A 12,603-nucleotide genomic window follows, 5' to 3' on the forward strand; every position below is an offset into this window, starting at 1 on the left:
GTTCATTTTTTGACGATTTGTTGTTACTTCAAATTTATATATTGCTTTCTAGCAAAAATACCGATTTCTGTTAGTATCTAGGCCATATTTTTTGTTTACAGCACTCAATTTGATAGGTTTCAAATATCATGATCCGTAAAACACTTTTAGCATCAAGCCTAATGTTTATTTCTGCAACTTCAATGGCTGCAGATGACGCAAACAATGCCATCATGAGCAACTTCAGCTACGATTACGTTGAAGCTCGCATTGGCTTTAGCCCTTCAACATTCGGTGCTGGTTTCAGCAAATCAATTCACCCAAATGCTCACGCTATCGCAAGTATTGATTCTGAGTTAGATGGTGATTACGACCTAGCTGCTGGTCTTGGTTTTCACGCTCCAGTAAACAACTGGGCTGACATCACTGGTGAAATGCTATTACGCGTTGTTGATGACAATCATAAATACCACAATGACACAGGTATGGAACTGAACCTTGGCGTACGTCAGTGGTTAGGTCCACAACTTGAAGTTGGTGGTAAAGTAGGTTACCTATCTATCGACGATAACGACGATACTCTATTCTCTGTATACGGTCGCTTCCACTCAACAGAACTATTCTCTATTGGTGCTGAAGGTCGTTTCAACGGTATCTACGGTGATCAACTTCTACTAACAGCTCGTTTTAAATACTAATTTAAAATAACTGTTTAAATACAAAAAAACCTCGTTATACCGAAACATATAAGTTAAGGAATAACGAGGTTTTTTTATGAAATAAACAAATCAAACTTGCTGTAATAGTGCTTGCTTTGCAGGTTCTTGTAATAACGTCCAATGAACACCTGATTCTGCACCCGCAAATTTCCAAAGTAACTTAACATCAACATCACCACCATAGGTGTGATTCACTTTTTTAAATACATCAACAGCACCAATTTCCAGAAATGAATCAACATCAGGAACTCCTGCTTTTTTGACCATTCTTTCTAATGTCAGTTGCATATTTGGTAAGTCACGTAAACGGCGGTTTTCTTTGGATTTTTTAAACTCTCTTTCTAAACGAGAGTTTTCCATAGCTTCTTGAACAATAGAAAGAAGAGAAGCTGGTTTCTTTTCAAATAACTCAGTAACATCAAAATAATTAACAGTCGCAATTGTCGTCTTCTTAACATGCTTGAAACGCTCACAACCTAACTCTTCAAACCGAGCATCAACCTCACCACCACCACGTACATATAGTCGTCCATCAGTAACTAGCGAGAACATGGCATCTTCGGTAAATAAACCAACACCACCAAACATTGAACGTTTATTGAATCTTCCCAGTTTTTTTACAAAGTTAAAAAAGCGCTCTTCTAGATGACTCATCTCGATCTCCTTGATCTTTAAATTAACATCCCCCGTCCCTGTCATAAAATTGACATCAAGCAATTGAATAATAAACGTACAATGAATAAGTTTCTATTATTTTTATATTAATACCTGAAATAGCAGTATATTTCTTTATTTCGATCACATTCCTATTAATTAATTCATGTAACGAAACAAGTAGTTCTTCAGGCTCGTATCACATTATAATGACATAACACACCACATCATTACATTGATGAATCTCACAAGATTCATTTATGACGTCAATAAATCATCACTTATTTAATTAGACGTATTAACTTTGACGTTTGAACTCACCTATTTAGTTTGAGGACGTGCTCAATTCTTCAAGTTTTTTTTTAGTACGTATAAAAATAATGTATGATTTAACCATTACTTAAACATATGAATTAAAATGAATCATTTATCATTTTTTTGGCTAGAACACGATAAAGAGAAAGCTCTTAACGCATTGAGAACTGAGTTTAGCCAACAAGTTACATCCAATATCACATCGGGGAAAATTCAGCTTCCACCGATCCCTGATGTTGTACTTAAAATTCAGAAATTGTGTACTCTTGAAGGCACAATGATTAAGGATGTATCTGATACGCTTTTAGAAGACCCAAGCCTGACCGCTATTGTTATTAGAATGGCGAATTCTGTCGTATTTAATCGTCGCAATATCACCTGTACAGACGTGTTAACTGCTGTTTCTCGCCTTGGTATCTTCCGTGTCCGTGATATTGTTACCGCTCAAGCTATTGAGCAATTAAAATATTCAAGTGATTTAAATAGCGAATGTAATTCGTTATTACGTAAAAGTGCAGCTAAATCTCGCGAGTTTGCTGCTGTCATGACAATGGTATGTGAAGAGATACTAAAAGAAAGCACAGACGGTTCACATGATTATCTAGAGCCAGAAAAGGCGTTATTAAGTGGTCTTTTAGCAGACATCGGTCTATTTTGCTTAGTTAATAAATACTACAACTACCTTGAAGAAGGGAATTACCTAGACCTTGATGTCGCACTTTATATTTTTGAAAAAGAATGTAATCCAATCAGCTACCATGTATTGAATCATTGGCAGTTTGATAGCGATTTTCTTTCAATCGCTACAAATAAACAAATTTCAGAAAGTAACTTACCAGTTAGTTACTTAAACATCGCTCGTATTGCTAATCATTTGTTAATGTTCAGAAATGATGATGACGATATTGACGATCATGAAGTTGAGATAACATTAGAAGGTGCAGAAGCCCTTTACACACTGAGTAACCTTACTAATACTCAATTCAACGATCGCATCAGAGAGACACTTCGAAGCAGTGGATTGTAATTAAATTACAACAAATCAATTAACATTATATTGCCGAATTTGAAAAGCCTTGATATTCTCGGGGCTTCTTCAAAAGTTGGGTTTATTATTATGTTTTCTGGAATGTTATTTGTTTTTTTACCATTGCTTTTAGGCTATTTAATCCCTCTTCATACGAAGAAGCCACTTCAACATATTAATGCTGCAACCAGTCACCTAGTTACGGTTATCCTAGCTCTTATGGGCTTAAGTCTTGCGGCTTTAGATAACCTTGCCCAAAACCTCAATCAGATCTTAACGATTACCGTCACTTTCTTTGTCGCAATTAGCGTATGTAACTTAGCTATTCTTCCTATCATGGATAAGCTATTCCCATTGAATTCTGAAGGTAATAAAAACTCACTACCTCTATTTAAAATGATTTTAGAATCAGCAAAACTGTTATTAGCCGTAGCTGGTGGTCTTGTGTTTGGTTTGCTTTCTGGTATCGATTTAAGCTGGGTAGAGCAAGCAAGTGAGATAATTCTGCTGCTACTTCTATTTTTGATCGGTATTCAATTACGTAATAGTGGCCTTACTCTTCGTCAGATCCTATTAAATAAACACGGTATCATTATTGCCGCAGTTATTATGTCGACCTCTTTTGTGGGTGGCATCATTGGTGCTCTTATCCTTGATATCCCATTACCACATGGATTAGCAATGGCTTCTGGTTTTGGATGGTATTCACTTGCAGGTATTTTAATGGGTGATGCTTTAGGTCCAGTATATGGTGGCGCTGCATTCTTAAATGAACTTTTCCGTGAGTTAGTTGCACTACTTTTAATCCCAACCTTAATTCATCGCTATCCAGTCACCTCTATTGGTTATGCCGGAGCAACAGCAATGGATTTTACACTTCCTGTGATTCAAAACTGTGGCGGTATTCGTTGTGTTCCCATTGCCATTGTGAGTGGTTTTATACTGAGTCTATCAGTTCCTTTTTTAATGCTATTCTTCGTTTCTCTTTAAGTGTTCGAAGCAGAAAAACATTATTCACATTAGATTAAGTGGGAAGCATCACACTGTGAATCGTTTCAATTGCATTTAGTTACACTCAATTTACAATCACAAATTGATAATTACGATTCATTTATAAGGATTTAAAATGAAACTTGCCGCTCTAATCTTACCTTTTGCATTGCTTACGACGTCAGCTCAAGCTGCAGATACTCAATGTTTAAGCGACAAATACAGTCAATATATAGATGCATCCTTAACTTGGTATCAAGAACTCATTGCCATTACCGTGAAAAAAGATCCAAACCTACAAAGCGTTGGTGACTGGTTTCTTGAAGGACGCAAACATCACTTTGAACTAAACCGTGCCGCAGTGAATTACTATCTTGAAAACGCACCTGAAAAAGTCAAAACCAATCAATCAATAGAGTCGTGGTTACAACTTTCTCAAAAAGAAGTGAAAGAATTAGCAAGCCATGATGATGAGTTAGGTAAAATAGCCAAAGCAACCTTCGATGACCGTCAATCACAGCCACATAAACAAAATTATGAATTACGTTCTGCTTTTGCAGATATTCTCAGTCATCCAAAAACGATTGATGCACCACTAAAAGCTTACAATCAAAAAATGACCGATATCAGCATGATTAAATGCCAATAATATTGATTAATTTATCACCACTCATTCATTTTTGGTGGTAAATCCTACCCTCAAGACTCGATGAGGCACATTTTACACAAGACATTTTCGTCATTTTGTTCTAAATTGTGCCCTCAGAGCCTGTAAAGAACCACCCTCTTTACTTTTCAATCATCAACAAATAGAACAGATACCATGGTAACAGACAACAAAACAGCAGATGCGAACTTTGAAAGCCTGCTGCGAATTTTTACTGTTCCGGAAGCTCCCGATTCGACTCTTGGAATAATTGAAAAAGAACTTTCACAGAACTTAAATCAATTTTTAAGAGAGCATATTGTTGCCGAAGAAAAGCCATTGACTGAAATCGAAAAAGATTTTACCGATTCATCAATGCCAGAATCTCCGACCTATGTGTCAGAACATACTGAGCACTTATTAGATACACTTGTATCTCAATCCGTTCATACCTCTGCACCTAGTTTTATTGGACACATGACATCGGCGTTGCCTTACTTTTTAATGCCGCTTTCTAAAATCATGATTGCCCTAAATCAAAATTTGGTGAAAATTGAAACATCAAAAGCTTTTACGCCACTAGAGCGTCAAGTTCTTGGTATGTTACACCGTTTGATTTTTGGTCAGAAAGACAACTTCTATCAACACTGGATGCACAGTGCTGATCACTCTTTAGGCGCTTTTTGTTCTGGCGGTACCATCGCCAACATTACTGCACTATGGGTTGCAAGAAATCGCCTATTAAAACCAGAAGGTGATTTTGAAGGCATTGCCAAACAAGGACTTTTTGCTGCTCTTACTCACTACAAATGTAATGGCTTAGCGATTTTCGTTTCAGAACGAGGTCACTACTCTCTGAAAAAAGCTGCTGATGTACTTGGCATTGGTCAAGATGGTGTTATTGCCGTTAAAACCGACAATAACAATCGTGTTTGCCTTGATGATTTAGAGCTAAAAATTGCCCAAGTAAAAGCAAAAAATATTAAGCCATTGGCTATCGTCGGTGTTGCAGGTACAACCGAAACAGGTTCAATTGACCCACTGCGTGAATTAGCAAACATTGCTCAACGCGAAGGCTGTCATTTTCATGTTGATGCAGCTTGGGGTGGTGCTACATTGATGTCGAATACGTATCGACACCTATTAGATGGTATTGATTTAGCAGACTCAGTCACTATTGATGCACATAAACAGCTATACGTGCCAATGGGTGCTGGTATGGTTATCTTTAAAGATCCTGAATTAATGTCTTCTATTCAGCATCATGCTGAGTACATTCTTCGTAAAGGTTCTAAAGATTTAGGGCGTCATACATTAGAAGGCTCTCGAAGTGGTATGGCAATGTTGCTCTACTCTTGCTTCAATGTGATCAGTCGTCCTGGCTATGAATTATTAATCAATCAAAGTATTGAGAAAGCCCACTATTTTGCTGATTTAATTCAACAACAAGACGATTTTGAACTCATTACAGAGCCTGAGCTGTGCTTGCTGACTTATCGTTATGTTCCAAGTCACGTGAAAGCGGCGTTGGCAGTTGCGACTGACGAGCAAAAAATTGAGATTTATGAGCACTTGGATAATCTCACCAAGTACATTCAAAAAACACAACGTGAAACAGGAAAATCTTTTGTTTCTCGAACTCGATTAACGCCTGAAGTTTATCAACATCAACCAACCATCGTTTTCAGAGTGGTATTGGCAAACCCATTAACCACAAAAGAAATACTGCAAAATGTATTAATTGAGCAAAGAGAAATTGCAAGCAGCAGTGAAATATCTTTACCTCTATTAAACCAAATTGTAGATAAAATCCTTCGTTAATTCTTCTATATAGGTTGTTTTATGAATATGAAACAACCTAACTTTTTTGTAATTCATTTCCTTTCATACTGAAACTTAATCACAGAATTTTCGATAAAATTTTAGTTTTGTCGTATTTATAACGAAAAAACACTTTCTAAATTGAAAGTGTTTTTAGAGATCTGTCATATTATTGTTATTAAAATACAATCAACGAGGCCAATTGTTAGAGGCTAAGTAAACAAACGTATATACTTAATCTAACAGATAATCTTAACCAAAGTGTCTTTTTTCAAATCACTCTGGTTAAGGTTATATCAAATTAAAAATGTAGAAGAGCGCATATGAATACCATTGAAAAAATACAAAATAATTTAGATAACTTCAGCAAATCAGAGCGCAAAGTAGCTGAAGTAATTATGGCCTCACCTCAAACAGCAATTCATTCAAGCATTGCAACTTTAGCTAAAATGGCTGACGTTAGTGAGCCAACGGTAAACCGTTTTTGCCGTCGATTAGATACAAAAGGCTTCCCAGACTTTAAACTTCATCTTGCACAAAGCCTTGCTAACGGTACGCCTTATGTAAACCGTAATGTTGAAGAAAACGATGGCCCAGATGCTTATACGCACAAGATCTTCGAATCAACAATGGCGTGTCTTGATGTAGCCAAAAATAGCTTAGATCCAATGCAAGTAAACCGTGCAGTTGACCTTTTAACTCAAGCTAAAAAGATTTCGTTCTTTGGTCTTGGGGCATCAGCTTCTGTTGCACACGATGCGATGAATAAATTCTTCCGTTTTAATATTCCAATTGCTTGCTTTGACGACATCGTTATGCAACGAATGAGCTGCATCAACAGCACTGAAAATGATGTGGTTGTTTTAATCTCACACACAGGTCGAACAAAAAGCCTGGTTGAAATAGCAGAGCTTGCTAAATCAAATGGTGCAACGGTTATTGCTATTACAGCAAAAGATTCACCTCTTGAAAAAATGGCATCTTTAGCTATTTGTTTAGATGTGCCAGAAGATACTGACGTATATATGCCAATGGCAAGTCGTGTGGTTCAAATGACCGTTATTGATGTTTTAGCAACTGGCTTCACATTACGTCGTGGTGTTGGTTTTAGAGACAACCTGAAACGAGTTAAAGAAGCACTTAAAGATTCTCGCTATGGAAAAGATGAACGCTACCAATAGGTTTTACCTATCAATCTAAAAGGCATAATCATCTTTACTTAATTCATATTGATAGGCATAGTTAACCTATTGATTGCGAACCATATCCGCTAATAATTTTGGAGAAAGCTATGTTTGTTGTTATTTTTGGTCGTCCTGGTTGTCCATTCTGTGTTCGAGCTAAAGAACACGCTGAAACACTAACTGAAAAACGTGATGATTTTAAATTCCGCTATGTTGATATTCACGCTGAAGGTATCTCAAAAGCAGACTTAGAAAAGACAGTAGGTAAACCAGTTGAAACGGTTCCTCAAATCTTTATCGATGAAAAACACATTGGCGGTTGTACTGAATTTGAAGCGTACGCAAAAGAAAATTTAGGTCTTTTTGATTAATTTCAAATAGCTAATTTATAAAATTAAATCACCGCTCCCAAACGGTGATTTTTTTTTAATTTTATTTCTAAATATGGTTATACATTCGCCATTTTTAAGTTAGACTTACGTCACACTTTCTTACTCCATATTTCAGGCAAAATACAGTGAACATTGATGTTGCGACATTGTTATCGCAAAACGATATCTTACTTTTATTCGTTGTTCTCGCTCTTGGCTTATTCATAGCTAAACTTAGGATTGGTAGTTTTCAACTAGGCAGTTCTATTGGTGTTCTTATCACCGCCCTCTTTATGGGAAGTCTTGGTTATACTTTTACCGCTGACTCTCTCAATATTGGCTTTATGCTATTTATCTTTTGTGTTGGTATCGAGGCTGGACCAAACTTCTTTGGTATCTTCCTACGAGATGGTAAACACTACCTTTTACTGGTACTTGTTGTATTGGTTTCAGCCGTATCGCTTAGTTTTTTAACTGGCCATTATTTTGGTTTAGATTACGGTTTATCTACAGGTATGATGGCAGGCGCATTAACAGCAACGCCTGTATTAGTGGGTGCAAAAGATGCATTGAATTCTGGTTTAGCAGCCCTGCCTGAAGGTGTCGATTTTAGTAAGGTAATTGACAATTTAAGTGTCGGTTATGCTTTCTCATATTTAATCGGTTTAACTAGCCTTATCCTTTTGGCTCGTTTACTCCCGAAATTGCAAAAACAAAATCTACAAGACAGCGCAATGCAAATTGCTCAAGAACGTGGCATAGGAAGTGCAGGCCAGAGAAAAGTATACCTACCAATCATTCGTGCTTATCGTGTTGGCCAAGAGCTAATCGACTGGACTGATGGTAAAAACTTACGTGAGCTAGGTATTCACCGCCAAACGGGTTGTCACATTGAACGTATTCGTCGTAACGGTATTTTAGCCAACCCCGATGGTGACTACATTTTGCAACAAGGTGATGAAATTGCACTTGTAGGTTATCCAGATAGTCATGCTCGTCTCGATTCAAGCTTTAGAAACGGGAAAGAAGTATTTGACCGTAACTTATTAGATTTACGCATTGCGGAAGAAGAGATCGTAGTTAAAAGCGATAATATCGCCGGTAAGCGCCTTTCAGAATTAAACCTTTCTGAATACGGCTGTTTCCTTAACCGTGTGGTTCGTGCACAAATTGAAATGCCAATTGAACACGATATCGTATTGGCGAAAGGTGATATTCTTCAAGTGAGTGGTGAAAAAAGCAAAGTTCACTACCTAGCAGACAAAATTGGATTTATCTCTATTCATAGCCAAGTATCTGATTTATTAGCTTTCTGTAGTTTCTTTATCCTTGGCATCATGTTCGGGATGATCACCATGAGCTTTGGCCAAGTTACATTTGGTTTAGGTAATGCCGTTGGTCTATTGATTTCAGGTATCACATTAGGCTTCTTAAGAGCAAACCACCCTACCTTTGGTTATGTACCGCAAGGGGCACTTAATATGACTAAAAACCTTGGTTTATTAGTGTTCATGGTGGGTATTGGATTAAGTGCTGGTGGCAATATTAATGAATACTTCTCTGAAGATGGCTTAAAAGTACTTGCTGCTGCATTTATTGTCAGCGTGATCCCAGTAATTTTAGCCTACCTTGTTGGTGCCTATATTCTTAATATGAACCGTGCTTTATTGATTGGTGCAATTATCGGTGCTCGTACTTGTGGACCAGCAATGGACGTAGTTAACGAACACGCTCGCAGCACCATCCCAGCACTGGGTTACGCTGGTACCTATGCGATTGCCAATATCTTAATGACCGTTGCCGGTACCATTATGATACTCCTAGCATAATACGAACCCATTTATTGAAACCAATAAAAAACCCCAGAATGAACATTCACTCTGGGGTTTTATTTTCTCTTTTGTTTACTGATTAAACCATTCTAGATAAGTGGTTATTCAGATAATGTTAACAAGCAAGAATGATCAAATACTTATGTAGATTGATATTAGATATCAGCAACATCAAAGTTTACTTCAGGGTTAACATCAGCATCGTAATCAACACCGTCAACACCAAAGCCAAATAGTTTTAAGAACTCTTCTTTGTACTCAACATAGTCAGTTAGGTCTTTTAGGTTCTCAGTTGTTACTTGAGGCCATAGATCACGACAGTGTTGTTGAATATCTTCGCGAAGTTCCCAGTCATCTAAACGTAGACGGTTCTTCTCATCAACTTCTGCTGCTGAACCATCTGCTTTATATAGACGTTGGCTAAACATACGTAGAATTTGCTCTTGGCAACCTTCGTGTACGCCTTCTTCACGCATTTTCTTGAATACCATTGCGATGTACAGTGGCATAACAGGAATTGCAGAACTTGCTTGTGTCACTACAGATTTTAGTACTGCTACGTTTGCTGTACCACCTGTTGCAGATAGTTTCTCGTTTAGCGCTGTTGCTGCACGATCTAAATCCATCTTAGCTTGACCTAAAGCACCATCCCAGTAGATTGGCCATGTTAGCTCAGTACCGATGTAGCTGTATGCAACCGTTTTACAACCATCAGCTAAAACGCCAGCTTCTGATAATGCATTAATCCACAGTTCCCAGTCTTCGCCACCCATTACAGTAACAGTATCTTTGATCTCTTGCTCTGTCGCAGGCTCAACTGATGCTTCAATGATAGCGTCTTTATTTGTATCTACTGCTGTCGCTGTGTAAGTTTCGCCGATAGGTTTCAGTGAAGAACGGATCACTTCACCTGTTTCTGGCATTTTACGTACAGGAGATGCTAATGAGTAAACAACCATATCGATTTGACCTAAATCTTCTTTAATTAGATCAATCGTCTTTTGTTTTGCTTCATTAGAGAAAGCATCGCCATTTAAACTTTTAGAGTATAAACCTTCTTCTTTTGCAAATTTGTCAAAAGCCGCAGAGTTATACCAACCAGCTGTACCTGGTTTCTTCTCTGTACCCGCTTTTTCAAAAAATACGCCGATGGTTGATGCACCACCACCAAAAGCAGCTGTAATACGAGAAGATAGACCGTAGCCACTTGAAGAACCAACAACTAATACACGTTTTGGTGCGTTAGCAATTGGGCCTTGAGCTTTAGTTAATGCGATTTGCTCTTTTACGTTTTGCTCACAACCAACAGGGTGAGTGGTTGTACAAATGAATCCACGAATTCTAGGTTTGATGATCATATTCAACTTTCCTTCTAATAATTACCTTGTAGGATAAAAGGTTCTTCTCCAGTTCGCATCCCATTTATGACAATTTTTGTCAAAATAGTGAGTGGTTGGAGGTGTAGAAATGGTTTTTACAAAAAAAATGGAATTATCTTCACTTTTTTTGAACTATTAGAAAAAGCGGCAGTCTGAATTTATGTTCATAATTCCACTGCTTTTTCTTGATATATTCAAGAAGCCCGTTATCTCGCTAATTTTAGCATTATAGGTAACGGGTTTTTCTTTATCTGGACCTATATTCTTTACAAATCAATACGCAAAAAATAATTTAAAAAAGATCGAATATTTATTGAACTAAGAGAAAAATCGCTAGTCTGATTTTATACCCGTTGATGATGAATTCTAAAATTTAGCAGGCCGCCAAGTTTTATCTTATCAACTATAGCTTTTTCATAATTCCTTATATTCCTTTTGCCCATTCAATTTATTGTTTGGGCTTTTTTTTGTCCAAAAAAATACCCCGCTATTTGCGAGGTATTTATCAACACTTATTTTAAGACAACAGGTTTATGCTGCTTTCTTTGGTAATGAGATACTTAACAACACATAACCCACAACCGCTGCCAATGTAGAGCCCATCAAGATACCTAAGCGAGCCAGTTTATCAAACTCAGGGTTCACACCACCAAATGCCAGTGATGAGATGAAGATAGACATAGTAAAGCCGATACCACATAGCACAGATACTGCGAAGATATGCTTCATGTTTACGCCAGTTGGCAGTTTCGCAACACCTGATTTAACGGCAAGGTAACTGAAACTAAAGATACCCAGAGGCTTACCAAGAAACAGACCTAAAGCAACACCTAGAGGTAATGTCGTTGTCAAGCTATCAAGTGACACACCTTCTAGAGAAATACCAGCATTAGCAAATGCGAACACAGGAAGGATAGCAAACGCAACATAAGGGTGTAGAGCATGTTCCATATGTTTCAGTGGCGAACGCTCACCTTTATTGCCCTTAAGAGGAATAGCAAAACCAAGAACCACGCCAGCTAATGTTGCGTGAACACCTGATTGCAGCACACTCACCCATAGGATAAAGCCAACCAGTAAGTACCAGCGGATCTTTGATACGTGTTTTGCGTTTAATAAGAACAGTAAACCTGTCATTACAAAACCAATTACAAGAGCAAGAACAGAAAGATCACTTGTGTAGAAGAAAGCGATAATAACAACAACACCTAAGTCATCAATAATTGCTAGAGCAAGTAAGAATACTTTAAGACTAACAGGAACTCGATTCCCAAGAAGCGCCATGATACCTAATGCAAACGCAATATCCGTTGCAGCAGGAATTGCCCAACCAGAAAGCGCTTCAGGATCGCCCATATTAAATGCAACGTAAACTAAAGCAGGAGCTAACATACCACCTACCGCTGCAATTGCAGGGAAGATAGCGGTTTCTTTCGACTTTAATGCACCTTCTAATAATTCTCTTTTAACTTCTAATCCGATCAATAAAAAGAAGACCGCCATTAGACCATCATTAATCCAATGTGATACTGACATTCCACCGATATAAGAATGTAAAAATGTATCGTACATTGGTGCTAATGAAGAGTTTGCAATCACCATAGCAATCGCAGCTGCGATCACTAACAGAATCCCACCGGCAGATTCTAATTTGAAAAAATTCTTAATAACATCACTCATAAGATG

The 12,603-nt window shown here is 37.6% G+C and carries 11 protein-coding genes; 8 read left to right on the plus strand and 3 right to left on the minus strand.

The genetic code is table 11. The annotated features are described in order from the left end of the window. The first annotated feature begins 128 nt into the window (after positions 1-128). Complete coding sequence (locus GNP81_RS08555) at positions 129-677, plus strand: hypothetical protein (protein WP_005418478.1); 549 nt, start codon at positions 129-131, stop codon at positions 675-677. A 90-nt stretch (positions 678-767) separates the two neighbouring features. Here the strand turns inward: GNP81_RS08555 and tfoX are convergent, their stop codons facing one another. Then, positions 768-1,397, minus strand: a complete 630-nt coding sequence (gene tfoX, locus GNP81_RS08560) for a DNA transformation protein TfoX (protein WP_081300364.1) — start codon at positions 1,395-1,397, stop codon at positions 768-770. A gap of 373 nt (positions 1,398-1,770) precedes the next feature. On the opposite strand from tfoX, the gene GNP81_RS08565 reads away from it, so the two are divergent. From GNP81_RS08565 to GNP81_RS08595, 7 genes are all read left to right on the plus strand, one after another. After that, a complete protein-coding gene (locus tag GNP81_RS08565; RefSeq protein WP_017018412.1) occupies positions 1,771-2,694 on the plus strand; it encodes an HDOD domain-containing protein in 924 nt (307 codons plus the stop codon). Positions 2,695-2,784: 90 nt separating this feature from the next. Next, complete coding sequence (locus tag GNP81_RS08570) at positions 2,785-3,684, plus strand: LysO family transporter (protein ID WP_017018413.1); 900 nt, start codon at positions 2,785-2,787, stop codon at positions 3,682-3,684. 136 nt (positions 3,685-3,820) lie between these two features. Beyond that, entirely contained in the window at positions 3,821-4,333 is a 513-nt protein-coding gene (locus GNP81_RS08575; protein WP_155672095.1) for a hypothetical protein, read from the plus strand. Between the two features lie 174 nt (positions 4,334-4,507). Further along, a complete protein-coding gene (gene panP, locus GNP81_RS08580; protein ID WP_155672096.1) occupies positions 4,508-6,151 on the plus strand; it encodes a pyridoxal-dependent aspartate 1-decarboxylase PanP in 1,644 nt (547 codons plus the stop codon). 323 nt (positions 6,152-6,474) lie between these two features. Beyond that, on the plus strand, positions 6,475-7,332 hold the full coding sequence (locus tag GNP81_RS08585) for a MurR/RpiR family transcriptional regulator (RefSeq protein ID WP_011261554.1): 858 nt from the start codon (positions 6,475-6,477) through the stop codon (positions 7,330-7,332). A gap of 110 nt (positions 7,333-7,442) precedes the next feature. Next, the gene (locus GNP81_RS08590) at positions 7,443-7,706 is read left to right on the plus strand and encodes a GrxA family glutaredoxin (RefSeq protein ID WP_005418461.1); all 264 of its coding nucleotides are present in this window, start codon (positions 7,443-7,445) and stop codon (positions 7,704-7,706) included. A 146-nt stretch (positions 7,707-7,852) separates the two neighbouring features. Further along, positions 7,853-9,535 carry an aspartate:alanine antiporter gene (locus GNP81_RS08595; protein ID WP_005418453.1) on the plus strand — a complete coding sequence of 561 codons (1,683 nt, stop codon included), beginning with the start codon at positions 7,853-7,855 and terminating at the stop codon, positions 9,533-9,535. A gap of 158 nt (positions 9,536-9,693) precedes the next feature. On the opposite strand, the gene fabV is transcribed toward GNP81_RS08595, so the two are convergent. Together fabV and nhaA are read right to left on the minus strand one after the other, a co-directional pair. Further along, entirely contained in the window at positions 9,694-10,896 is a 1,203-nt protein-coding gene (gene fabV / locus GNP81_RS08600) for an enoyl-ACP reductase FabV (protein ID WP_011261553.1), read from the minus strand. A 552-nt stretch (positions 10,897-11,448) separates the two neighbouring features. Next, positions 11,449-12,597: a Na+/H+ antiporter NhaA gene (nhaA, locus tag GNP81_RS08605; protein ID WP_155673429.1), complete on the minus strand. Its 1,149-nt coding sequence runs from the start codon at positions 12,595-12,597 to the stop codon at positions 11,449-11,451. Positions 12,598-12,603: the final 6 nt, after the last annotated feature.

Source organism: Aliivibrio fischeri, from assembly GCF_009727955.1.
Classification (GTDB): domain Bacteria; phylum Pseudomonadota; class Gammaproteobacteria; order Enterobacterales; family Vibrionaceae; genus Aliivibrio; species Aliivibrio fischeri_A.

Excerpts from the sequence above, each read along its gene's own strand:
- fabV (WP_011261553.1), bottom strand. The coding sequence starts at position 10,896 with ATGATCATCAAACCTAGAATTCGTGGATTCATTTGTACAACCACTCAC.
- GNP81_RS08575 (WP_155672095.1), top strand. The coding sequence starts at position 3,821 with ATGAAACTTGCCGCTCTAATCTTACCTTTTGCATTGCTTACGACGTCA.
- nhaA (WP_155673429.1), bottom strand. The coding sequence starts at position 12,597 with ATGAGTGATGTTATTAAGAATTTTTTCAAATTAGAATCTGCCGGTGGG.
- GNP81_RS08590 (WP_005418461.1), top strand. The coding sequence starts at position 7,443 with ATGTTTGTTGTTATTTTTGGTCGTCCTGGTTGTCCATTCTGTGTTCGA.
- tfoX (WP_081300364.1), bottom strand. The coding sequence starts at position 1,397 with ATGACAGGGACGGGGGATGTTAATTTAAAGATCAAGGAGATCGAGATG.
- GNP81_RS08565 (WP_017018412.1), top strand. The coding sequence starts at position 1,771 with ATGAATCATTTATCATTTTTTTGGCTAGAACACGATAAAGAGAAAGCT.
- GNP81_RS08570 (WP_017018413.1), top strand. The coding sequence starts at position 2,785 with ATGTTTTCTGGAATGTTATTTGTTTTTTTACCATTGCTTTTAGGCTAT.
- GNP81_RS08555 (WP_005418478.1), top strand. The coding sequence starts at position 129 with ATGATCCGTAAAACACTTTTAGCATCAAGCCTAATGTTTATTTCTGCA.
- panP (WP_155672096.1), top strand. The coding sequence starts at position 4,508 with ATGGTAACAGACAACAAAACAGCAGATGCGAACTTTGAAAGCCTGCTG.
- GNP81_RS08585 (WP_011261554.1), top strand. The coding sequence starts at position 6,475 with ATGAATACCATTGAAAAAATACAAAATAATTTAGATAACTTCAGCAAA.